The organism is Paractinoplanes maris (assembly GCF_023544465.1).
Classification (GTDB): Bacteria; Actinomycetota; Actinomycetes; order Mycobacteriales; family Micromonosporaceae; genus Actinoplanes; species Actinoplanes maris.
On record NZ_JALPVL010000005.1, the window covers coordinates 387,221 to 409,087 of the forward strand.

Here is a 21,867-nt window from a genome sequence, read left to right on the forward strand (position 1 = left end):
ACTTACGCTGCCCGGATGACTCCCACGGCGGAGCTCGACCGGCTGCACGCCCGGCTGGCCGGCCGGTTCACCCGGTCGGAGCCGCGGCGGCGCGTCCGGCACTATCTCGCCGGGCTGACCGAGGGTCCGCGGCGCAAGAACGGCTGGACGCTGGCCCGCCAGGGCGGCGACGCCTCCCCGGACGGCATGCAGCGGTTGCTGCGCTCGGCCGACTGGGACGTCGAGGCGGTCCGCGACGACGTCCGTGATTACGTGCTCGACCACCTGCGGGCCCCGGACGCGGTGCTGATCGTGGCCGGACTGGCCTTCCCGAAGAGGGGCACGCGGTCGGCCGGGGTCGCCCGCCAGCCGGTCGGCACCGCCGGGCACGTGGAGAACTGCCAGCTCGGCGTGTTCCTGGCCTACCGCTCCAGCCGCGGGGAGGCGCTCATCGACCGCCGGCTCCACCTGCCGCGCTCCTGGACCGACGACCGGGTCCGGTGCCGGGCCGCGGGCATTCCCGACGACATCGCGTACGCCCGGCCGGATCGGCTCGCCGAGCAGATGATCGAACGGGCGCTCGCGGACGGAGCCGGACCGGCCCGGGTGCACACGAATGAGCCCTTCGGTCTCGAGCGGTGCTTCCGGCAGGCCCGGGAACGGGCCGGTCTCGACAGCTATCAGGTCCGCGACTGGCGGGCGTGGCACGCCCACACCACCCTGTCGATGGCCGCACTGGCCGCGGTCGTGGTCTCCGACCTTTGATCGGGTCCGAGAAAATGCATTTCGCCTGGGAGATCGACCTAAGTGCCGTTGCAGTATTAAGGCATGACAGAGATCGTCGGCCGGGACGGGCCGATCAGCGTCCTCGAGGCGCTGCTCGGCGACGCGGCCGACGGGCGCGGTGCGGCTCTCGTGCTGCGCGGCGAGGCCGGCATCGGCAAGACGGTGCTGCTCGAGCACGCGATCCGGGCCGGGCGGGAGCGGGGCCTGCGCGTGCTGAGTGTCACCGGCGTGCAGGCCGAGGGCCAGATCCCGTACGCGGGTCTCGACCACCTGCTGCGCCCGGTGCGCCCGGCCCCGGCTGCCGACGCCGAGTCTCCGTATCGTCTCGCGGTCGAGGTTTTGCGGCTTCTGGGTGAGTCCGGCGAGCCGGTCCTGCTCGCGATCGAGGACGCGCACTGGCTGGACGCCGAGACCTGGCTGACCCTGACCTTCCTCAGCCGGCGGGTCGAGTCGGACCGGATCGCCGTCCTGATGGCCGTCCGCGAGGGCGAGGACATCGACCGGCGGCTGGCCGCGGCCGGACTGCCCGAGCTTCGCCTCGAACCACTTTCCGACGCGGAGGCCGGCGCCCTGCTCGACTCGGCGGCGCCCGGCCTGATCTCCCCGCTGCGGGCCCGGGTGCTCGAGGAGGCGGCCGGCAACCCGCTCGGCCTGGTCGAACTGGGCACCGCGGTGGCCCGGTCCGGCTCGTCCGCCCTGCTGCCGTCGTCGCTGCCGCTGAGCACCCGGGTCGAGCAGACCTTCGCCGGGCTGGTCGCCGAGTTGCCGCCGCCGGCCCGGACCCTGTTGCTGATCGCGGCGCTCAACGACGGCAGCCACCTGGACGAGATCCGGGCCGCGGCCGCGATCGTGACCGGGGCCGAGGTGCTCACCGAGGCGATCCAGCCCGCCGTGACGGCCCGGCTGGTGAGCGTCGACGAGCTGTACGACCTGCGGTTCCGGCACCCGCTGCTGCGGTCGGCCCTGCGCCAGCAGGCCCCGCCCGGGGATCGCCGCCGGGCCCACGCCGCACTGGCCGAGGTGCTGTCCGGCAGCCCCGAACGCCGGCTCTGGCACCGGGCCTCGGCCGTGCCCGGACCGGACGAGCAGATGGCCCGGGAACTGACCACCATCGCCATCGAGGCCATCGGGCACGAGGCCGCCGCCTCCGCGCTGGCCCTGCTGAGCCGGGCGGTGCAGCTCAGTGCGGATCCCGCCGAGCGGGCGCGGAGACAGATCTGGGCCGTGCACGCCGCGCACGAGCAGGGCGACTCGCACACCGCCCGCCGCATCCTCACCGAGATCGACGAGCGCCCGTTGCGGCCGGTCGACCGGGTGCGGGTGGTCTACATGCGGGAGCACTACTTCCCGAGCCCGGCGGTCGGGCCGGCCCGGCTGCTCGCCTACGCCGACATGATCGAGACCATGCGGCTCGGCGGTGACACCGAGATCGCCGTCCAGGCCATGTGCGACATCGCGCTGAGCGTCTATTACAGCAGCGCTCCGGCGCCCGTCCGCAGCCGGTTCGTCGAGGTCGCCTTCGCGCTCGGCCTGGACGACGACGATCCCCGCCTGACCGGGATCCTCGGGCAGATCGCGCCGATCGAGCACGGCGCGGTGGTGCTGGAGCAGCTGCAACGGTTCGTGCTCCGGACCGACCTTCCCCCGACCTGGCGCACCGACCTGACTCTGGCCGCCTGGGCCGTGGGCGCGTTCGAGATCGCCGCCACCCTCGGTCTGTCCAGCACCGCCGAGCTGCGCCGCCAGGGCCGGATCGGCACGTTGTCGGTGTCGCTCAACGCGGCGGCCGCGGCGCACGCCTCGCTCGGTGATGCCCGGGCCGCCCTGCCGCTGGCCGCCGAGTGCATCGCGCTCGCCACGGAGATCGGGCAGCCGACCTGGGCCCTGGGCGGTGGCCTGATCACGGCGCAGGCCGAGGCACTGCGCGGGGACGTGGCCTCGGCCCGCCGCCGGGCCGACCAGGCGGAGCAGGTGCTGTCCACCGCGCGACGGTTCCCCATGCTCTCGCTCGTGCAGCGCGCGCGGGGCCTCGCGTCGCTGGCCGAGGGGCATGCCGACGACGCGTTCCGCCAGCTGATGCGGGTCTTCGATCCGGCCGACGCCGCCTGCTTCCCGCACCAGCAGCTGCACCTGCTCGGCCACCTGGCCGAGGCCGCCGTGCTGGGCGGGTTCCTGGACGAGCTGCGCCCGATCGTCGCCGGGCTCGAGCCGGTCGCCGAGCGAAGCCAGTCACCGGCCCTGCGCGTGGGCCTCGGCTTCGCCCGGGCCGTGCTCAGCGGCGACTACGAGAAGGCTCTGGCCGACGACCTGACCGGCTGGCCGTTCGACCGGGCCCGCCTTCAGCTCACCTATGGCTCGGCGCTGCGCCGGGCTTTCCGGATCACCGAGAGCCGGCCCCTGTTGCGCGAGGCCGCGACCACTTTCGACTCGGTCGGCGCCACCCCGTGGGCCGACCGGGCCCGGGCCGAGCTGCGCGCCACCGGCGAGACCCGGCGCCGCCCGACGGACGCCCTGGACGCGCTGACCCCGCAGGAGCAGCAGATCGCCCGGCTGGCCGCGGAGGGTCTGAGCAACCGCGAGATCGGCGAGCGCCTGTTCCTCTCCCCGCGCACGGTCAGCACCCACCTTTACCGCATCTATCCGAAGGTCAACGTCCGGTCCCGGGCCGAGCTGGCCCGGATCATCCCGTGAGCCCGCCTTTCGCTTGATCGATACCACTGTTAGGTTGTTGCCAGTTATTGGCAATAGCAAAGGCAGGGCCGTGGTCGACATCCTCGGGATCGGTGCGCAACGCCGCCGCACCGCCCTCTGGCTGGTCGCGCTGACCGCCGGCCTGCTCGGCACGGGAGTGTTCGCGGTCGGCACGGGGGCGATCGCGATCCCTCCGGCCACCGTGGCCCGGATCATCGCCCACCAGCTGTCCGGCCTGGGCGAGGTGACCTGGGCACCGCCGCACGAGGCGATCGTCTGGTCGGTCCGGCTCCCCCGCGTCCTGCTCGGCATGCTGGTCGGCGCAGGCCTGGCCGTGTGTGGCGTCGCGCTGCAGGCGATGGTGCGCAACGTCCTCGCCGACCCCTACCTGCTGGGCATCAACTCCGGCGCCTCCAGCGGTGCCGCCGCAGCCATCCTGTTCGGAGTCGGGGCCGGCTTCGGGCAGTACGCCCTGTCGGCCAGCGCCTTCCTCGGTGCGCTGGCCGCGTCGCTGCTGGTCTTCCTGATCGCCCGCGGCGGCGGCCGGATCACCTCGATCCGCCTGCTGCTGGCCGGTGTCGCCGTCGGTTACGCGCTCTACGCCACCACCAGCTTCCTGATCTTCGCCTCGGGCTCGGCCGAGGGTGCCCGGTCTGTCATGTTCTGGCTGCTCGGCTCGCTGGGACTGGCCCGCTGGGACGCGTTGCTGGCCGTGGCCGCGGTCGTGGTCGGCGGCACCACGCTCTTCCTGACCGTCGCCGGTCGCCGGCTCGACGCCCTGGCCGTGGGTGACGAGACCGCGCACACACTGGGCATAGCGCCCGACCGGTTCCGCCTGCGCCTGCTCGTGGTGGTCTCGCTGGGCGTCGGGGTGCTGGTCTCGGCGGCCGGCAGCATCGGCTTCGTCGGCCTGGTCGTCCCGCACCTGGCCCGCCGCCTGGTCGGCGCGCCGCACGTCCGGGTCGTCCCGGTCGCCGCCCTGCTCGGGGCGATCCTGCTGGTCGCGGCGGACGTGATCGCCCGGGTGCTGCTCGCCCCGCAGGAGATCCCGATCGGCATCATCACCGCGCTGCTGGGCGCCCCGTTCCTGTTGCTCCTGATCCGCCGACTGCACGGAGGCACCGCGTGAAGAAGATCGCCGCCTTGTCCGCCGCCCTGCTCCTGACCGCCGGCTGCGGGGCCACCCGGGCCACCGGCGCCGGCGCCCCGATCACGGTGCGCAACTGCGGTGTCGACGTCACCTTCGACCAGGCACCGGAACGCGTCGTGCTGCTCAAGAGCGCCGCCGTCCCGTACCTGCGGGACCTCGGTGTGCTGGACCGGGTGACCGCGCGCGCCGGGCAGTATCCGCAGGAGTACTACGACGACGCCACGCTGGCCGCGCTCGAGACGATCCCGCTGCTGACCGACAAGACCGACACCAGTGGCCACCTGCGGATCTCGAAGGAGGTGGTGATCAGCCAGCAGCCCGATCTGGTGCTGGGCGAGGTCGACAACCTGTCCCGCGACACCCTCTCGGCGGTGGACATCCCGCTGCTGGAGGAGCCCGCGATGTGCCCGGGGAACGTCACGAGCGCGCGCTTCGACGACATCTTCGCGCAGCTCACGACGTACGGGAAAGTCTTTGACCGGCCCCGCGAAGCGACCGCCGCGGTCACCGCACTGAAGGATCGCCTGGCCGAGATCAAGTCTCCGCGGAGCGGGCGTACGGCGGCCGTGCTCTACCCGACGGTCGGCGGCGGAGTCACGTACGCCTACGGGTCGGCCGGCATGGCCCAGCCTCAGCTGGAGGCGGCCGGGTTCGAGAACGTCTTCGCCGGGAGCAAGGAGCGGGTCTTCGAGGTGACGCTCGAGGAACTGCTCGGGCGCAACCCCGACGTGCTGATCCTGCTGCACGGCGACGGGGATCCCCGGGCGGTCGAGAAGGCGGTGACCGGCCTGCCCGGCGCGGAGAAGCTCAACGCCGTCCGCTCCGGGAACGTGATGACCCAGCTGTTCAACTTCACCGAGCCGCCGTCGCCGCTGTCGGTCGACGGTCTCGAACGGATCGTCGCCCGGTTCCCGGCATGATCCAGGCCTCCGGGGTGTCCTGGCGCTACGGAGCCCACCCGGTGATCGACGGCGTCGGCGTGACCGCGCTGCCGGGCCGCGTGCTCGGGCTGATCGGGCCCAACGGCTCCGGCAAGACCACGCTGCTGCGACTGCTCCACGGCGCGCTGCGCAGCCCATCCGGTCAGGTCACTGTGGACGGCCGGCCGCTGCCTTCGTTGTCCCCGCGCGAGGCCGCGTTGCGGATGGCCGTGGTGGTACAGGAGAACGGCGGGGAGACCGCGTTGACGGTGGCCGAGATGGTGCTGCTCGGACGCGGGCCACACCTGTCGGCCTTTCAACGCCTCGGTTCGGCCGACCACGAGATCGCCGCCCACTGCCTGGCCCGCGTCGGCGCCGCCCACCTCGGGCCGCGCCCGTTCAGCGGGTTGTCGGGCGGTGAGCGGCAGCGGGTGCTGATCGCCCGGGCGCTGGCCCAGCAGGCGACCCATCTGCTGCTCGACGAGCCGACCAACCACCTGGACATCCGGTACCAGCACGAGGTTCTGGGCCTGGTCCGCGGGCTCGGCACCTGCTCGGTGGTGGTGCTGCACGACCTCAACCTGGCCGCCCGCTACTGCGACGACCTGGTGCTGCTCGGCGACGGCGGCGTGGTCGCGGCCGGGCCGGTCGGCGAGGTGCTTGACCCCCTGCTGCTCGAGCCGGTCTACGGCATCGGCATCAAGCGCCTGGAGGTCGACGGCTTCCTGCATCTGCTGTTCCACCCACGCCAGGAGGCCACGACCTGATCAGCGCCTCCTGGAGGCTGCGCGCGCCCGGCTACGCCGCCTACCAGCGGAGGCCGGATCGGCTGGCCGACGACACCGCGGTGTGGTGGCGAGTCGGGTCCGGCGTGCTCGACGTCGGGCACCGGAAGCGGTCAGGCGGCGCAGGTGAGCCGGTGCCCTCCGACGCGGCGCCTGTTCGGCCTCGCAGCGCCGGCGTCATGGCCGTAGCACCGGCCGAGCTCGGGTGCTGGCTGGGAGCGTGAACTCACCACGGTCACGCGCGACCATTGGGCACCGGCTGATCCAGATGTCGGACCGAAGGCGAAGCCTCTCGAACGCACGCCTTACCGGTGGCCGCTGCTGCTGACCACCCATGCCGAGCCCGCCCCATTTCGCCCGTCAGCCGCGTCGACGACCTCCCGGGTCGGTGCATCTAGACGTTTGTCGAGATAATGGCTCGAAGGCCACCCGAGAAGGGTGACCCCGGCACGGTAACGATCTTGAAGTGAGCGCAGCGATGCGCTCTGGGCGAGAATGAGCCCGCACGACGATGACCAACTGAGGAAGGACCTGTCTTGGCCGGTGGACTCGTAGCCCTGCTGGATGACGTGGCGGTACTGGCTCGCGCCGCCGCCGCGTCGGTCGACGACATCGGGGCGGCCGCGGCGAAGGCCGGTGCCAAGGCCGCCGGCGTTGTCATCGACGACGCCGCGGTCACGCCACAGTACGTACGCAATCTGGCGGCCGAACGGGAGATCCCGATCATCAAGCGCATCGCGCTGGGGTCGCTCCGCAACAAGTTCCTGATCATCCTGCCTGCCATCCTGCTGCTCAGCCAGTTCGTGCCCTGGCTGCTCACGCCGATCCTGATGCTCGGCGGCGCCTACCTCTGCTACGAGGGCGCCGAAAAGGTCTGGGCCAAGATCGCGCACCACGACGCCCATGGTGCGGGCGACGACAAGGCGCCGGATGAGAAGACCCTGGTCTCCGGGGCGGTGCGCACCGACCTGATCCTGTCGGCCGAGATCATGGTCATCACGCTGAACGAGGTGATCGACGAGCCGTTCTGGTCACGCCTGGCCATCCTGGCCGTGGTCGCCCTGATCATGACGGTCGTCGTGTACGGCGCGGTGGGCCTGATCGTGAAGATGGACGACGCCGGCCTCAAGTTGTCGCAGGTCTCCGGGGGCGCGGTCGCCGCCTTCGGCCGCGGCCTGGTCAAGGCGATGCCCAAGGTGCTGACGGTGCTGACCGTGATCGGCACCGCCGCCATGCTCTGGGTCGGCGGGCACATCCTGCTGGTCGGCACCGACGAGCTGGGCTGGCATTTCCTGTACGAGCAGGTGCACCACCTGGAGGAGGCGGCACACGACGCCACCGGCGCGCTCGGCGGACTGATCGGCTGGCTGGTCAACACGATCGCCAGCGCCATCCTGGGCCTGATCGTGGGTGCCCTGGTGGTCGTAGTGATCACCCAGACCCTGCACCGCCGCAAGCCCGGCGCCGACCACTCCCCCGCCGCCGACCACGCAGCCACCGCCGACCACGCGGCGGCCACCGATCACGCGCCCGCCGGCCCGGCCGGCAACAGGCCTGCCGCCGACACCGCCCCGGCGAACGGTGCCAAGCCGGCCAGCGCTCACCCGGCCAGCGCTCACCCGACCAGCGCTCAGCCGACCAGCGCTCAGCCGACCAGCGCTCAGCCGACCAGCGCTCAGCCCACGGGTGCTCAGCCGGCGGGTGCTCAGCCGGCGGGTGCTCAGCCGGCGGGTGCTCAGCCGGCGGGTGCTCAGCCGGCGGCAACCAACTCCGTCGGCGACGCCGAGCCGGCGACAGGCCCCGCAGCGGCGACCGACGCCGGGTCTACGGCACACTCGGCGCCCCTGAGCGGCACCGAACCGGCCGCTGCCGACCGGCCCGTGGCCGACGCCGAGCCGGGCTCCGAGCCGCGCTGACGAGCAAGGACCGCCGAGCCCTCGGGCCCGGCGGTCCGGTACGGTCACTGCTGCGGGCGGCCGCCCTCCTCGACGAGCTGGAAACCGTCGCCCAGGCAAGCGCCGCGGAACTCTTCGATCCAGCGGTGACCCGCCGCCGGGTCGTCCCCCCAGTGCGGGATCGTGTCGGCGATGACGCGTCCGCCACGCTCACGAACGACCCGGATCTCGGCTCCGTCGTCGTCGATGGAGGCCATCACCGTGACCGTGTCGGGACCCTGAGGCGTGTCTCGTCGATAGACCTCTGTCTTGATGGGCACGGACGCATCATGACACCGGGACAGCTCGCGCGGTGACCTGGTCGAGCCGCCCGCCCGAAGCGACACCCACGGTGATCAGCGCCTCACACCGACCCGCGATCTCGGCGACGAGTTCACCGTGTTCAGGATGTCCCGACACCCTTGCGCCCCGGTGCTGCAGCCTGAGGCCCCGGCCGCCATGGCGCTGAATGCCGTGCCGATTGCTGCCCGCCGGGCTGCGCGCGCCCGGTGACGGCGGGAAATACACCTTCGGTTGAGCCGTGGCGAAAGGGACGTTTGGCCGGGACCTTGTAGGGTATCGGGGCCCAGTTCCGGTCCCGAGATCCCTGAGGTAGCGATGTCTTTGGAATACCGCATCGAGCGTGACGGCGACCGCGTGACCGTGATCCCCGACGGCGACATCAGCCTCGAGACGGTCGACGTGCTGCGGAAAGTGCTGCGCGGCATCGTCGACAGTCAGAACGCCGCGTTCATCGACGTGGATATGCAGGCTGTGACGTTCCTCGACTCCAGCGGCCTCGGCGTGCTGGTCGCGGCGCAGCGCATGGCCGCGGGCAAGGGCGCCACCCTGATGCTGCGCCAACCCACCGCCATGGTGCGCATGGTGCTGCAGATCGCCAACCTCGACGGCCTGCTGGTCGCGGACGCCACCGCGTGAATGCTCGGGCGATCATCGGGTAATCCCTGGTGGCAGCACACCACGGACAGGGAGGCACCATGAGCGACCAGAACCTCGAGCGCGAACCCGTCGAGGAGACCGGGGAAGCGCCGGCCGACACCGAGGCGCCCAACGAGGACCAGCCCCTCCCCGAGCACGACGAGGCCGACTCGGCCAGCGGCACCGACGTCTAGTCAGCCGCGGCCGGGCCGGCGGTCATCCCCGGCCCGGTCGCGCGGGACGACGTCACGGTGCGGCAATCCCCTCACCAGTCGTGCATGGAGCCGTCGAGCCGGCGCGCGATGGGCAGATACCTCGGCTCGTACGGGAAACGGGCGGCCGCCTCGTCGTCGTACTCGATGCCGAGGCCGGGCTCGTCCGACGGGTACAGCATGCCGTTCTCCAGCCGGGGTGTGCCGCGGAAGACCTCGTACGTCTCGGGGGTGTGACCCATGTGCTCCTGGATCCCGAAGTTCGGCACCGAGATGTCGACGGCCACCGCGGCGGCGGTCGTCACCGGCGAGAGGTCGGTGGCGCCGTGCGAACCGGTGCGCACGTGGTAGAGCGCGGCCAGGTCGAAGATCCGGCGCAGGTGCGTGATGCCCCCGGCGTGCACGACAGTCGTCCGGACGTAATCGATCAGCTGCTCGGTGATGAGCCGCCGCACGTCCCAGATCGAGTTGAGCACCTCACCGGTGGCGATCGGGGTGGTGGTGTGCTGCCGGATCAGCCGGAACGCCTCCTGATTCTCGGCCGGGGTCGGATCCTCCATCCAGAACAGACGCAGTTCCTCGACGCTCCTGCCGAAGCGGGCGGCCTCGATCGGCGTGAGCCGGTGGTGCACGTCGTGCAGCAGGTGCATCCCGAAGCCGAACCTCTCGCGCACCTTGGCCAGGTAGCCCGGGGCGAAGTCGAGGTAAGCCTCGGTGCTCCACGCCTGCTCGTCGGGCAACGAGGTGGCGGCCGGCTCGTAGAAAGCGCCCTTGCGCACCCCGTAGCTGCCACTCAGCCCCGGCACCGCGGCCTGCGCCCGGATCGCCTGGAAACCCCGTTCCCGGTACGCCGCCACGTCGTCCAGCAACGACTCGACATCACGGCCGCTGGCGTGGCAATAGACGAGCACCCCGTCGCGCGAGCGCCCGCCGAGCAACTGGTAGACCGGCAGCCCGGCAACCTTGCCCTTGATGTCCCAGAGCGCGACGTCGACCGCGGCGATGGCCGTCATGGTGACCGGCCCGCGCCGCCAGTAGGCCCCTTTGTAGAGGTATTGCCAGGTGTCCTCGATGCGAGCCGGGTCGCGCCCGATCAGCAACGGCGCCAGGTGCTCCTCGAGGTAGGCGGCGACGGCGAGCTCACGCCCGTTGAGGGTCGCGTCGCCCAGCCCGGTGACACCGTCCGAGGTGCTGATCCGCAACGTCACAAAGTTCCGCCCCGGCGACGTCACCAGAACCTCGACGCGATCGATCGTCGCCATCGGATCACTCCACATCGGCGGTAGAACTGGTGTGCGTTCGCTGGTGTACAAGCTAGCCGCGTTGTCGTCCGGACCGGGGCTCAGACCCGCCGCAGACGCCGGGCCGCGGCCGCGGTGATCGTGGTGGCGAAGAGCAGTCCCGCGAGGATGAGGAAGTAGGCGAGCCACGCGGTGGCACCCCGAGCCAGGTAGGCGGACTGCTGCCCGAGGTCGACGACGGGCAGGATCAGGTCGGCGGCATAGGCGAACGCGATGAACTCGGGCGCCTTCGGCGCCTCAGCGGCGCGGGGTGGATAAGCCGAGAAGACGATCGTGCCCAACGCCAGCAGCGCGGCGAGCCAGACGACGGCCCGCGTCGGCCGGTAGCCGTATCCCACCGTGTAGTCCTGGATGAGCCCCCAGATCCGGCCCGGCCGCCTCAGCGTGCGGCGCCGGTGACGCTCGCCGGCCAACTGCACCTCCCGTGCGTCGTCGTCGCGGCCCGCGCCACGATAGGCCGCCGCGAGCTGCGAGTAGGTCTGCGGCCGAAACTCCCCGGAGTCCCGCCGCAGCCAGTCGAGCCGATCGCCGCCGTCGCTCAGAGCCTCGTAGGTCAGACCGTCCAACCGAAGCTCACGAGCCCAGGTCGACGGGCTGTCCCGCAACAGCCCCACGCGCGCGTGCCTGAGGTCGACCGCGCCCGGCGGCGCCACGGCCGGCAGCAGTACGAGCTCACGACTTTGCACATGTCGCAGGTCCACCGACATCTCCCCGGAGCCACGAAGGACGGCGTTCTCGAAGCACAGACGGCTGGTGATCTGGGCGTACGGCAAGGCTACGGATCCGTCGGCCACGAAGCCGTCGCAGAGATTCGCAATCGCCCCCACCCGCAGGTCGGCGGCGGACAGCGCGACTCCGTCCGGGTGCTCCAGGGTCGCTCCGGACCACCGCAGCGAGCCACTGATCTCGGCATTGGTCAGCCGGAATTCTCCCACGCATCGAAACCCTGACAGCGCGACGACGTCCGCACCGACCCGAAGCCGGGTGCCGTCGAAGGCCGGCCCCGCGTTCTCATCAGCCGGCGGAGTGAGCGTTGTCTCGTCGAGAAACAGCGCGTTGGCGATGGTTGAGCCGGCCAGCTGGAGATTTCCGGCGCAGCGGCAGTTGACCAGGCGCAGGCTGCCGGCAAAGGTCGCGTTCGAGGCGAGGATCCCTGGAAAAGAGCATCCGTGGAGGGTGACCACCTGCAGATGCGCGCCGTAGAGGTCGATGCGCTGGTCGAACCGGCAATCACGCAGGCTGATCACTGCCTGAACCTCGGCGTAGGCCAGCTGAATCTGTCCGGTGACGTGGGCCCCGGTGAGCCGCAGGGCCGGAAGTTGCCCGCCTTCCGCCGGAAAGCCGCCTAGCAGCAGGAAGCGCAGCACACCGGCTCGGACGACCCGGTCGGTCGCCCTGGTGAGATCCAGCCGCCTGCCGGTGCGGAACGCCTTGCGCACTGCCTGCTCGGTCTCGCTCAAGTCTTCGATGGACACCCGACGATGCTTTCACCCCGGTTCGCAGGTCGCCGACCGGGGCGGCACGCACACGCCGCTGAGCCGCCGTCGATGTGGAGGTCGACGACGGCCTTTCCAGGGGCAGATCAGTAGTTGACCTTCACGCCCGCGGCCTTGCAGGCGGCGGTGAGGTCCTTGCCGGACTTCTCCAACGCGGGGTCGTCGGCCGCGGTCACCGGGTCGGCCGCCTTGGCCGCCTTGGTGGCCAGGGCGGCGAAGTCCTTGATGGCCGTGCCGACCGGGCTGTCGCTGCCCGCGGCGGCCGTGCTCAGCTGGTCGGCCAGGCCGCCGAGCACCTTGCTCATCTCGGCGTTGGGCATCTCGCCCTTGGACTCCTGCAGGGCCTTGATGAGCTCGGCCTTCATGGCCTTGTCGGCCTTGTTGGCCGACTCGCAGAGGGCCTTGTCGCCCGGCGCCGCGGCACCGGCCGGCTCGGCCGCGGCGGTTGTCGCGGCGGGGGCCGTCGTCGTGGCGGACGCCGCGGTCGGGGCGTCGTCACCACCGCAGGCGGCCAGGGTCGTCATCAGGAAAGCGCCGATCAGGACGGCGGGAGCAAGTCTCATACGGGTCACGGGCGGAGACAGTAATCAAAGCAGTCAAGCAAGATCAAATTCGATGGTACGGGGTCACGCGAGCCCGCGACGAGCCGTACACTCTCGACCTCGTGAGACCTCCAGCCACCGCTTCCGCCCTTGTTCTCGCTGCCGCGTTCGCCCTCAGTGCCTGCCAGAACAGCGACGGGACCGAGTCACCGGCCGCCCCCGCCCCGTCCCAGCCCGCCCAGTCCCCCGCCGTGCCGGAGGCCGCCCGGATCGGGGCCGCGGGCAGCGCCTGCGAGCTTCCCGTGACCTTCGGCATCGCCGAGTCGTGGAAGCCCAAGGCGGTGGAGAAGATGGCGGACGACGACCCCTTCGCCGAACTGGCCCGCCGCGGCCCGCTGACGATGGCCTGCGAGGTCGACGCCAAACCGGCCGGCTCGATCGGCTTCCTCCGGGTCTACACCGGGTCGACGGGTGAGCCGCGCGCGACGCTGACCGCCTTCATCGGCAAGAGAGCGCTGAAGCCGGCCTTCACCGAGCTGCAGATCGGCGGCCGCCCCGGTCTCGAAGTCGTCTACCAGCAGAAGAACCAGCTCGACGACGAGATCGACCAGGAGCGCGCGTTCGTGGTCCAGACCGGACAGGAGCTGGTCGCCGTCTCCCTGGACAGCTTCGACAGCGGCGAGCACGAGGACATGCTCCCCGCCTACGAATTGGCCAAGAGCACGCTCACGGTCGTGAGCTGATCCTGGCTAATTCCACTTCGTCAGGTTGAGCATGTTGCCGTCGGGGTCGAGGACGTGCGCGACCCGCTGGCCCCACGGCATGTCGTTGGCCGGCCCCGGCACGGTGCCACCGGCCGACTCGACCGTGGGGAGCAGCGCGTCGACGTCCTCGACGTCGGCGCTGAGGATGATCCGCACCGGTGCGCCGATCTGGGTCTTCTCCTCCTGCACGAGTCCGAGCGTGGTCGCGCCGATCCGCAGCTCGACATAGAACTCGGGGCCGTCCTCGGGCACGCGCAGGGTCTGCGTCGCACCGAGCACCGTCTCGTAGAAGGCGCGCAGCCGGGGCAGGTCGGGCGTGCCGACGATGGGCTGGATCGAAGTCATGGGTCCTCCTGGCAGTCGGGTCTCACCGAGTGGACCGAGCGACCGCCGGAAACTCATCGGAGCCGGACGAACCGATGGTCAGAGACTGCCCCCGGTGGCGACCAGGATCTCGCGGACCCGTTGTTTGGCCAGCTCGCAGTATTCGACGGCGCCGCGGCGGGCGGCCTCGGGGTCACGCCCGGCCACGCCGTCGACCAGGTGGCGCTGGGCCTCGACGAACTTCTGCGACGTCTCGGGGGTCACGCCGAACGAGCGGGTCATCACGTTCTTGATCCCGAGGCGGCCGAACGTCGAGGTGAGCAACGGGTTCCGGGCCAGCGAGACCAGATACTCGTGCATGGCGTAGTTGGCGTCCAGGTAGCCGTGGAAGTCGACGAAGCGTTCGCCGACCAGCAGCGCGGCCATGGCGTCGAAGCGGCGGCGCAACTCGTCCACCTCGTCGTCGGTGACCCGGTCGAGCGACAGCGACAGGACTCCCAGCTCGACCGCGAGCCGGGCGTCGAACGTCTCGTCGGAGGTGCGCACGTCCAGCGGTGCGACCACATACCCGCGGCCGGCGTCGCGGCGCACCAGGCCGTCCGAGGAGAGCCGGGTCAGCGCGTAGAAGGCGGCCGCCTGATCGACACCGAGCCGATCAGCCAGGTCCTCCAGCGGCAGCGCCTGGTCGGCGGCGTAGGCGCGGCTCAGGACCAGTTCGCGGGCGCGGCCGTAGACCTCGTCGTCCTTGGCGAAGGCGAAACGGCCGAAGCCGCCGCGGAAGTAGGTCAGGGGCTGGCCGTTGCCGGCGGTCGCGGTGACCACGCGGCCCAGGAAGATGGTGTGGGTGCCCCCGGTGACCTGCTCGACCACCTCGCATTCGAGGTGGGCCAGCGCGTCGCTGAGCAGCGGCAGGCCGAGCGTCCCGTCGTGGACGGCCACGCCGCGGAACTTGTCGTCGGCCGCGGTGGCGAACTGGCGGGCCAGCTCGCCCTGGCCGTCGCCGAGCACGTTGACCGCGTACCGCCCGGAGGCCGCCACCGCGGCCGCCGTCGGGACCTTGTTGTTGATGCAGGCCAGCATCATCGGCGGGTCGGCCGACAACGAGGTGACCGAGCTGGCGGTCATGCCGTGCCGGTGGTCTCCCGTGTCGGTCGTGATGACGGTGACCCCGCTGGCGAGGTGACCGGCCACATGCCGGAAGTGTGCTGCGTCCATGCCGCCATCGAACAACGGGGCGGTGCGGGGCGGAGTGGCCGGGCCCGTCACTGTCGCGGCGGTTGGTGACGGCTCACGTCAGTGCTCCGGCGTACCGGAAGGGCTTGACTGCGAGGGTGATCAACGCAGCCGTGGTGGGCCTCGGATGGTGGGGCCAGAAGATCGTCGCCGACCTCGCCGGGAGCGAACACCTCGCCGTGGTGCTGGGCGTGGACCCGTCCGAGGCCGCCCGCGAGCGGGTGACCGGGGTCCGGGCCGTGCCGACGTTCGGTGAGGCGCTGGCCGACGACACTGTCGAGGCGGTCATCCTGTGCACCCCGCACGGCAAGCACGCCGGGCAGATCGTCGCGGCGGCCGAGGCCGGCAAGCACGTCTTCTGCGAGAAGCCGCTCACCACCGACGGCCAGGAGGCGCGCGCCGCGATAGCCGCCGTCGAGAAGGCGGGCGTCCAGCTCGGGATCGGGCACGAGCGGCGCTTCGAACCGGCCGTGCAACGGCTGCGAGCGATGTGCGGTGACGGCGAGCTCGGCACGCCGCTGGTCTTCGAGGGCAACTTCAGCCAGGACAAGTTCCTCGCGCTGCCCCCGGACAACTGGCGGCTCTCCGCGACCGCCGCGCCGGTGGGCCCGCTGTCGGCCACCGGCATCCACCTGGTGGACCTGGCGATCGCCGTGTTCGGGCGGCCGGTGGAGGTGTGGGCCCGGCTCGGCACGCTCGCGACGGGGTTCGCGAACGGTGACACGCTCACCGTCACGCTGGGCTTCGAGGGCGGCCGCACCGCCCTGATCACGGCCGTGCTGACCACGCCGTTCGCCGGGCGCGTGACCGTGCTCGGCTCGCGGGGCTGGATGGAGATCCGCGATCGCAACCATCCCGAAAACCCGCGCGGGTGGGACGTCACGACCGTGTTCCGGGGTGGCGAGCCGGCCACCGAGTTCAGTCCGCCGCATCCGTCGGTGCGGGCCAATCTCGAGGCCTTCGCCCAGGCCGCCGCGGGCGGCGCCGCCTACCCCGTCACGTACGACGAGATGCTGGCCAACGCCGACACCTTCGAAGCGATCACCCGCTCCGCCCGCAGCGGCCGGATCGAACGGCTGGGCTGAGGTCAGGACGCGACGTCGACCAGGACCTTGCCGACCGTGCCGTCCTCGACCGCCCGGTGCGCGCCCGCGGTGTCAGCCAGCGGGAAACGCAGCAGCGGCAGGCCGTGCTCCTCGCCGACCGGCATCGCGCCGTCCTCGACCGCGGCGGCCACGTCCTCGGCGGCGGCAGTGAGCGCCTCGGCGCCGACCGTGTAGAGCACCAGGAACTGGAAGCGCGAGTTGAGCATCATGTTCTGCCGGACGTCCAGCTCGACCGGCTTGCCACCGTCGTTGGCGTAGGTCGCGATCGTCCCGCGGGTGCGCAGCACGGCCAGGTCGAGCGCGAGGTTGGCTCCCAGCGCCACCTCGGCGATGATGTCGACGCCGTCCGGAGCGAGGTCACGGATCGCCTCGGCCGCCCCGGTCTCGCGATAGTTGACGACGTGATGGGCGCCGGCCGCGGTGGCCAGTCGCGCCTTCTCAGGTCCGCTGATCGTGCTGATCACGGTGGCACCGGCCCAGCGGGCGAGCTGGATGACCGCGTGGCCGACCGCCCCGGCCCCGCCCGCGGCGAGCACCACCCGGCCGTCGAGGGCGCCGGGGGCGAGGCGGCTCGGCCCGTCCTCGGCGACGGTAAGTGCGCGATGGGCGGTGAGCGCGGGGACACCGAGCGAGGCGCCGATGTCGAAGCTTGCCCCGTCGGGCAACGGGACGGCCTGGCCGGCATCGACGACGGTGAACTCGGCCGCGGTGCCGGTGGGTCGCCCGGCCGTGGCCATGTAGAGCCACACCCGCTGACCGACCCGGCCCGGGTCGACTCCCGCGCCGACCGCGTCGATCGTCCCCGACCCGTCGAGGTGCGGATTCACCTCGGGAAACTGCTTGGGGTTGGTGGCGCCGGCGCGGGTCTTCCAGTCCGTCGGGTTGACCCCGGACACAGCAATCCGGACGCGGACTTCACCGGGTCCGGGCTCGGGCACCTCCCGGTCGACCAGCTGCAGGACCTCGGGACCGCCGTTGTCGCGGTAGATGATGGCCTTCATGGCCCGATTCTTGCCTCATCCGAGGAAACCCGCCACGGCGTCGGCGAAAGCGTGCGGGTTCTCGTAGGCGGTGCCGTGCCCACCCGGCAGCCAGGTGACTGTGGCGTCGGGCAGCGTCGCGGCGAACCAGTCGACCGCCTCGCGGAACGGCGGCGCGTCGTATTTGCCGCAGGCCACCAGGGTCGGGGCCTTGATGGACGGGACCAGCGTGGTGGTGTCGGCGGCGGCCAGCGCCTCGCAGGTCTGCGCGTAGCGCTCGGCGTCCCCGGACAGCAGGAGGGCGCGCACCCTGGACACGGCTTCGGGCGGAGCCGCCTCGGTGAACCACAGCTTCTCGGTGGGCGCCAGAATCGGCGGAAGACCTTCCCGGCGTACGAGAGAAGCCCGCTGCCGCCACATGTCGCGCATCCCCTCGGGATAGACCGGGACGGTGTCGACGAGAACGAGCTTGCGCACCAGATCGGGGCGGCGCGCGGCCAGCACCTGGGCGACCAGGCCGCCGAGCGAGACACCGGCCAGATCGACCGGCTCGGTGAGGGCCAGCGCCTCGGCCATCTCCTCGACGGTCGCGCCGCTCAGATCGGGCGTGATGAGGTCGGGCTCGAGGAACGGCCGCACCGGATCCCAGAACCGGTGGTCGACGCCGAGCGGGTGCAGCAGCACCAGGGGGACTGTCATGTGCTCTCCCGGGCGGGCAGGCGGGGCGCGCCCTCCGGCGGCGGCGTCCGCGCGACGTTCATGGTCATGGCCAGGGTCGTGTAATAGCCGGCCGTGCCGACGACCTCGACGACGCGGGCCTCGCCCAGGAGGCCGACTGCTTTCGCGTACGTGTCGTCGCCCACCTGCCGCGTGCGGTGCAACTCGTCGAGCAGATCCCACACGACGACGATCCGCTCCGAGGCGACCGGCCGGGCGCCGCGGGCCACCGCATCGACGACCGGCGCGGGCAATCCGGCCTTCAACGCCAGGGGCTGATGGAACCCGTACTCGAAATCCTGGTCCCACCGGCGGGCCACGATGAGAATCACGAGCTCGACCAGGTCGTCGTCGAGGAGGCTGTCGAAGCGCAGGTACTCCCCCACCAGCTGGAGCCGGGTCATCAGCTCGGGGCTGCGCAGCAGCGGCACGAACGGTCCGAACAGTGCGCCGCGCGGACCGTTGGTGAGGCGTGCGGCGGCTTGCTTCTGACCGACCGTCATCTCGTCGGGCAGGGGCATCCGATCGGTGCTCACCCGAGGGCCGCGTTGACGTCCGGCATCACCTTCTGGGCCATCAGCTCCATCGAGCGGCGGGCCAGGCGCGGGTCGACCCAGTCGAGGCCGGCGTAGACCAGCTCGCCGAAGTCACCGACCTCCTCGCGCAGGGCCAGGATCTGCTCGGTCACCGACTCCGGCGTACCGGTGATGACCAGCTTGTCGAGGATGCCGTCGAGGGTGACCTCGTCGTCGGGCTGATCGCGCCGGGTCTTGAACAGCTCCAGCCGGCCCAGCTTGCGCATCTTCTTGAACATCTGGGAGTAGTAGAAGCGGTAGGGGCTGTCCTCGTTCGCGCGCCCGTAGGCCTCGGCCGTCGCGGGGTCGTCGGCGACGAAGACCGTGCGGGCCACCCGCCAGTCGGCGGGATCGGCGGTCTGGCCGGCCTCCTGCTTGCCCTGCACGTAGTTGGGCCAGTGCGTGGCGACCCACTGCGGCAGCAGGAAGTTGGCCGACAGCGGGTGGAAGTCGCGGCGGCCCATCGCGATGACGCCCTTGGAGAACGGGGCCACGACCGTGCCGACGATCTCGGGGCGTGGCTGCTGCAACGGCTTGGGCAGATAGCCGACGCCGAAGTCGGCGTCCATGGTGGACGCGGTGGTGACCGTGAACCGGTTGTCCGGCAGGTCGATCGCGTACGGGGCCTCGGATTCCCAGATCGCCGTGATGACGTCGATGGCCTCGGCGAACATCTTGTTGCGGTCCTCGCCCAGGATGCCCAGGGCCTCGGCGTCCGAGGTCAGCGCGCCCGGGCTGATGCCGAGGATGAACCGGCCGCCGGACAAGTGGTCGAACATCGCCGAGTTGGCCGCGACGAGCACGGGATGCTGCTGCGACAGATTGGTGGTGCCGGTGCCCAGTTTGATCTGCTGGGTGTCCGAGATCAGCGTGGCCAGGAACAGCAGGCTGTTGGTGATGTTCTCGTGCCGGTCGGTCAGGTGCTCACCGATGAACGCGTCGTGGAAGCCCAGCGAGTCGGCCAGGATGACGGCCTCGCGGTCCTCCCGGAGGGTCTCGGCCCAGGTGCGGCCGAGCGGGTGCAGCGGCATCGAGAAGTAACCCAGTCTCACGGCTTGGCCTCGCTTCCTGTCGGTCTCTCCCCGCAGCCTGGTCGGCATCGCCGGATCGCACACTGGCGTGACCTGTGAGTCCGGCCGTGGCCGATGACGTCCGGCGTCAGTGACCCCGCCCGCCGGGCTGGATAGCGTCCGGACATGACCGAGGTGAAGATCCCCACCGGCCTGCGCATCGGCGGCCGGGTCGTGGCCGGCCGCGGCCCCCAGCTGGACGTCGTCAACCCCACCACGGGCGGTGTGCTGGCGGTGGCCGACAGCGCGAGCCCGGCCGACGTGGAGGAGGCCGTCCGGGTCGCGCAGCAGACCTTCGACTCCGGCGTGTGGAGCCGGATGCCGATCCATGAGCGCTCGCGCGTCCTGCACCGGTTCGCCGACGGGATCGCCGATCGGATGGACGACCTCTACCGCCTCGAGACGGCCAACAACGGCCGGCCGCTGACCGAGACGAAGGCGCAGATCACCCGGTTGCCCGAGTGGTACCGCTACAACGCCTCCCTGCTGCTGGCCGACCGCGACGCGGTGGTGCCGATGCCCGGGCCGTACCACTCCTACACGAGCCGGCTGCCGCTCGGCGTGGTGACGATCCTGGCGTCGTTCAACCACCCGATGATGATCGCGTCCAAGTCGCTCGCGCCCGCCCTGGCCACCGGCAACTCGGTGGTGCTCAAGCCGTCCGAGCAGACGCCGCTGACCGCGATGCTGCTGGCCGACATCGCCCACGAGGCCGGCCTGCCCGACGGCGTCCTGAACGTCCTCAACGGGCTGGGACCGGTCGTCGGCGCCGCCCTGTGCGAGCACCCGCTGGTCAAGAAAGTGGTGTTCACCGGCGGCACCGAGCCCGGCCGGTCCATCGCGGTGGCGGCGGCCCAGCGCTTCGCCAAGACGACGCTCGAGCTGGGCGGCAAGTCGCCGGTGCTGTTCTTCGACGACACACCGGTGGAGGTGGCCGCGCGCGGGGCCGCCTTCGGCGGGTTCATCGGGGCCGGGCAGACCTGCATCGCCGGCAGCCGACTGATCGTCCAGCGCGGCATCCACGACGAGTTCGTGGAGACGCTGGCCAAGATCGCCGAGGGCATCCGGATCGGCGACCCGGCCGACCCGGCCACCCAGCTCGGCCCGGTCATCTCGGCCAAGGCCCGCGACCGCATCCTGGGCCGCGTCGCCGACGGCGTCGACGCCGGGGCGCGGGTCGTGACGGGCGGCGGGGCGGCGACCGTGCCCGGCTTCGAGAACGGCTTCTTCGTGCAGCCGACCGTGCTCGCGGGTGTCACCAACAACATGACCGTGGCCCGCGAGGAGATCTTCGGCCCGGTGGTCGTGGTGATCCCGTTCGACGACGAGGACGAGGGCGTGGCAATCGCCAACGACTCGCCCTTCGCGCTCGGATCGGCGATCTGGACCCGCGACATCGCCCGCGCCCACCGGGTGGCGTCACGGCTGGAGGCCGGGATGGTGTGGGTCAACGACCACCACCGCCTCGACCCGTCGTCGCCCTGGGGTGGCCTCAAGGAGAGCGGCATCGGCCGGGAGGGCGGCTGGGAGTCGTTCCACGACTTCACCCACGTGCGCGCGGTGACGGTCCGGACCGCCTCCGACGACGTGGACTGGTATGGCGGAATCGCGACCGGAAGGCTGAACTGATGCGTTTCGAGACGACCGACGGCGTGATCCTGGCCGAGCTCGACCGGCCGCCCCAGAACCTCTTCAGCATCGACCTGTGCGACCGGCTGACCGCCCTCCTGACCGACCCGCCGGCCGGTTCGCACGTCCTGCGGTTGCGCGCCACCGGCGACGTCTTCTGCCTGGGCCGCGACCGCGGTGGGTCAACCCCGTCCGACGTACGGGCGGAGGCCGAGGCCCTGGCCCGGCTGACCCGAGCCGCACGCCGCACCCGGCTGGTCACGGTGGCCGAGGTGCAAGGTGACGCGGCCGGTTTCGGGGTCGGCCTGGTGGCCGTCTTCGACGTCGCGGTGGCCGTGCGGTCGGCGACCTTCCGCTTCCCCGAGGTCGGCATCGGCCTGGCCCCGGCGCTGGTGCTGGCCTGGCTGCCCCGCGTCGTCGGCCGCCGCGAGGCGTTCTGGCTGACCGCCACCGGCGAGCCCCTGCCCGCCCCCCGAGCCGCCGAGCTGGGCCTGCTCAACGAGCTGGTCGACACCCGCGACGACCTGACCAAGCGCGTCGACGAGATGGTCACTCTGCTGCGGGCCCGCAGCCCCCGCGTCCACGCCGACATCAAGGACATGCTCCGAGCCTTCGCCGAACTGGGCGACGACAGCGCCCTCGACGCCAGCGTCGACCGCCTGGTGGTCGGCTCCCTCCGCCGCGCCGAGCCCTGACCGACCCCACCAGCTGCCGGCCGGGCGGCCCCCAGCCCG

Annotated in this window: 22 protein-coding genes; 12 read left to right on the plus strand and 10 right to left on the minus strand. The window is 71.6% G+C overall.

What is annotated here, in order from left to right; translation table 11 throughout:
• Positions 1-15 precede the first annotated feature (15 nt).
• The 6 genes from NAG42_RS16870 to NAG42_RS16895 all read left to right on the plus strand — a co-directional run bounded on the left by NAG42_RS16870 (position 16) and on the right by NAG42_RS16895 (position 8,227).
• Entirely contained in the window at positions 16-744 is a 729-nt protein-coding gene (locus NAG42_RS16870) for an IS701 family transposase (protein WP_250031238.1), read from the plus strand.
• A gap of 63 nt (positions 745-807) precedes the next feature.
• Entirely contained in the window at positions 808-3,456 is a 2,649-nt protein-coding gene (locus tag NAG42_RS16875) for a helix-turn-helix transcriptional regulator (protein WP_250031239.1), read from the plus strand.
• Positions 3,457-3,526: 70 nt separating this feature from the next.
• The gene (locus tag NAG42_RS16880) at positions 3,527-4,585 is read left to right on the plus strand and encodes a FecCD family ABC transporter permease (protein WP_250031240.1); all 1,059 of its coding nucleotides are present in this window, start codon (positions 3,527-3,529) and stop codon (positions 4,583-4,585) included.
• Complete coding sequence (locus NAG42_RS16885; protein WP_250031241.1) at positions 4,582-5,526, plus strand: ABC transporter substrate-binding protein; 945 nt, start codon at positions 4,582-4,584, stop codon at positions 5,524-5,526. The genes NAG42_RS16880 and NAG42_RS16885 overlap by 4 nt, the downstream gene beginning before the upstream one ends.
• On the plus strand, positions 5,523-6,293 hold the full coding sequence (locus NAG42_RS16890; protein ID WP_250031242.1) for an ABC transporter ATP-binding protein: 771 nt from the start codon (positions 5,523-5,525) through the stop codon (positions 6,291-6,293). The genes NAG42_RS16885 and NAG42_RS16890 overlap by 4 nt, the downstream gene beginning before the upstream one ends.
• 554 nt (positions 6,294-6,847) lie before the next feature.
• Positions 6,848-8,227, plus strand: a complete 1,380-nt coding sequence (locus tag NAG42_RS16895) for a DUF808 domain-containing protein (protein ID WP_250031243.1) — start codon at positions 6,848-6,850, stop codon at positions 8,225-8,227.
• 44 nt (positions 8,228-8,271) lie between these two features.
• Here NAG42_RS16895 and NAG42_RS16900 read toward each other — a convergent pair whose 3' ends face one another.
• On the minus strand, positions 8,272-8,526 hold the full coding sequence (locus NAG42_RS16900; RefSeq protein WP_250031244.1) for a hypothetical protein: 255 nt from the start codon (positions 8,524-8,526) through the stop codon (positions 8,272-8,274).
• Positions 8,527-8,863: 337 nt separating this feature from the next.
• Between NAG42_RS16900 and NAG42_RS16905 the strand changes: the two genes are divergently transcribed.
• Both NAG42_RS16905 and NAG42_RS44125 read left to right on the plus strand, forming a co-directional pair.
• Positions 8,864-9,184 carry an STAS domain-containing protein gene (locus NAG42_RS16905; protein ID WP_250031245.1) on the plus strand — a complete coding sequence of 107 codons (321 nt, stop codon included), beginning with the start codon at positions 8,864-8,866 and terminating at the stop codon, positions 9,182-9,184.
• A 59-nt stretch (positions 9,185-9,243) separates the two neighbouring features.
• Positions 9,244-9,378 (plus strand): hypothetical protein, encoded by a 135-nt coding sequence (locus NAG42_RS44125; protein WP_284045419.1) that lies wholly within the window; start codon positions 9,244-9,246, stop codon positions 9,376-9,378.
• Positions 9,379-9,449: 71 nt separating this feature from the next.
• Here NAG42_RS44125 and manD read toward each other — a convergent pair whose 3' ends face one another.
• The 3 genes from manD to NAG42_RS16920 all read right to left on the minus strand — a co-directional run bounded on the left by manD (position 9,450) and on the right by NAG42_RS16920 (position 12,765).
• A complete protein-coding gene (gene manD, locus NAG42_RS16910; RefSeq protein ID WP_250031246.1) occupies positions 9,450-10,658 on the minus strand; it encodes a D-mannonate dehydratase ManD in 1,209 nt (402 codons plus the stop codon).
• A gap of 80 nt (positions 10,659-10,738) precedes the next feature.
• The gene (locus tag NAG42_RS16915; protein WP_250031247.1) at positions 10,739-12,172 is read right to left on the minus strand and encodes a pentapeptide repeat-containing protein; all 1,434 of its coding nucleotides are present in this window, start codon (positions 12,170-12,172) and stop codon (positions 10,739-10,741) included.
• A 107-nt stretch (positions 12,173-12,279) separates the two neighbouring features.
• Positions 12,280-12,765 (minus strand): hypothetical protein, encoded by a 486-nt coding sequence (locus tag NAG42_RS16920; protein WP_250031248.1) that lies wholly within the window; start codon positions 12,763-12,765, stop codon positions 12,280-12,282.
• 92 nt (positions 12,766-12,857) lie between these two features.
• Here NAG42_RS16920 and NAG42_RS16925 point away from each other — a divergent pair, with 92 nt between their 5' ends.
• Positions 12,858-13,478, plus strand: coding sequence for a lipoprotein (locus NAG42_RS16925; RefSeq protein ID WP_250031249.1), 621 nt, complete (start codon positions 12,858-12,860; stop codon positions 13,476-13,478).
• Positions 13,479-13,484: 6 nt separating this feature from the next.
• On the opposite strand, the gene NAG42_RS16930 is transcribed toward NAG42_RS16925, so the two are convergent.
• Together NAG42_RS16930 and NAG42_RS16935 are read right to left on the minus strand one after the other, a co-directional pair.
• Entirely contained in the window at positions 13,485-13,844 is a 360-nt protein-coding gene (locus tag NAG42_RS16930; RefSeq protein WP_250031250.1) for a VOC family protein, read from the minus strand.
• A gap of 78 nt (positions 13,845-13,922) precedes the next feature.
• Positions 13,923-15,038, minus strand: a complete 1,116-nt coding sequence (locus tag NAG42_RS16935) for a flavin reductase (RefSeq protein ID WP_250031251.1) — start codon at positions 15,036-15,038, stop codon at positions 13,923-13,925.
• Positions 15,039-15,154: 116 nt separating this feature from the next.
• Here NAG42_RS16935 and NAG42_RS16940 point away from each other — a divergent pair, with 116 nt between their 5' ends.
• Complete coding sequence (locus tag NAG42_RS16940) at positions 15,155-16,141, plus strand: Gfo/Idh/MocA family protein (RefSeq protein WP_250031252.1); 987 nt, start codon at positions 15,155-15,157, stop codon at positions 16,139-16,141.
• Positions 16,142-16,143: 2 nt separating this feature from the next.
• Here the strand turns inward: NAG42_RS16940 and NAG42_RS16945 are convergent, their stop codons facing one another.
• Genes NAG42_RS16945 through NAG42_RS16960 form a run of 4 tightly spaced genes read right to left on the minus strand, consistent with a single transcriptional unit; the run spans position 16,144 to position 19,486 of the window.
• Positions 16,144-17,163, minus strand: coding sequence for an NADPH:quinone reductase (locus NAG42_RS16945; RefSeq protein WP_250031253.1), 1,020 nt, complete (start codon positions 17,161-17,163; stop codon positions 16,144-16,146).
• 15 nt (positions 17,164-17,178) lie between these two features.
• Positions 17,179-17,841, minus strand: a complete 663-nt coding sequence (locus tag NAG42_RS16950) for an alpha/beta fold hydrolase (protein WP_250031254.1) — start codon at positions 17,839-17,841, stop codon at positions 17,179-17,181.
• Complete coding sequence (locus NAG42_RS16955) at positions 17,838-18,395, minus strand: carboxymuconolactone decarboxylase family protein (RefSeq protein WP_250031255.1); 558 nt, start codon at positions 18,393-18,395, stop codon at positions 17,838-17,840. Before NAG42_RS16955 ends, NAG42_RS16950 begins: the two co-directional genes overlap by 4 nt.
• Positions 18,392-19,486, minus strand: a complete 1,095-nt coding sequence (locus tag NAG42_RS16960; RefSeq protein WP_250031256.1) for an LLM class flavin-dependent oxidoreductase — start codon at positions 19,484-19,486, stop codon at positions 18,392-18,394. The genes NAG42_RS16955 and NAG42_RS16960 overlap by 4 nt, the downstream gene beginning before the upstream one ends.
• Positions 19,487-19,630: 144 nt before the next feature.
• Between NAG42_RS16960 and NAG42_RS16965 the strand changes: the two genes are divergently transcribed.
• Positions 19,631-21,133: an aldehyde dehydrogenase gene (locus NAG42_RS16965; RefSeq protein ID WP_250031257.1), complete on the plus strand. Its 1,503-nt coding sequence runs from the start codon at positions 19,631-19,633 to the stop codon at positions 21,131-21,133.
• Positions 21,133-21,828: an enoyl-CoA hydratase/isomerase family protein gene (locus tag NAG42_RS16970; protein WP_250031258.1), complete on the plus strand. Its 696-nt coding sequence runs from the start codon at positions 21,133-21,135 to the stop codon at positions 21,826-21,828. The genes NAG42_RS16965 and NAG42_RS16970 overlap by 1 nt, the downstream gene beginning before the upstream one ends.
• Positions 21,829-21,867: the final 39 nt, after the last annotated feature.

Bases quoted from the DNA above. Each gene is read 5' to 3' on its own strand.
- NAG42_RS16935 (WP_250031251.1), bottom strand. From the start codon at position 15,038: ATGGACGCAGCACACTTCCGGCATGTGGCCGGTCACCTCGCCAGCGGG.
- NAG42_RS16950 (WP_250031254.1), bottom strand. From the start codon at position 17,841: ATGACAGTCCCCCTGGTGCTGCTGCACCCGCTCGGCGTCGACCACCGG.
- NAG42_RS16945 (WP_250031253.1), bottom strand. From the start codon at position 17,163: ATGAAGGCCATCATCTACCGCGACAACGGCGGTCCCGAGGTCCTGCAG.
- manD (WP_250031246.1), bottom strand. From the start codon at position 10,658: ATGGCGACGATCGATCGCGTCGAGGTTCTGGTGACGTCGCCGGGGCGG.
- NAG42_RS16970 (WP_250031258.1), top strand. From the start codon at position 21,133: ATGCGTTTCGAGACGACCGACGGCGTGATCCTGGCCGAGCTCGACCGG.
- NAG42_RS16875 (WP_250031239.1), top strand. From the start codon at position 808: ATGACAGAGATCGTCGGCCGGGACGGGCCGATCAGCGTCCTCGAGGCG.
- NAG42_RS16930 (WP_250031250.1), bottom strand. From the start codon at position 13,844: ATGACTTCGATCCAGCCCATCGTCGGCACGCCCGACCTGCCCCGGCTG.
- NAG42_RS16890 (WP_250031242.1), top strand. From the start codon at position 5,523: ATGATCCAGGCCTCCGGGGTGTCCTGGCGCTACGGAGCCCACCCGGTG.
- NAG42_RS16965 (WP_250031257.1), top strand. From the start codon at position 19,631: ATGACCGAGGTGAAGATCCCCACCGGCCTGCGCATCGGCGGCCGGGTC.
- NAG42_RS16870 (WP_250031238.1), top strand. From the start codon at position 16: ATGACTCCCACGGCGGAGCTCGACCGGCTGCACGCCCGGCTGGCCGGC.
- NAG42_RS16905 (WP_250031245.1), top strand. From the start codon at position 8,864: ATGTCTTTGGAATACCGCATCGAGCGTGACGGCGACCGCGTGACCGTG.
- NAG42_RS44125 (WP_284045419.1), top strand. From the start codon at position 9,244: ATGAGCGACCAGAACCTCGAGCGCGAACCCGTCGAGGAGACCGGGGAA.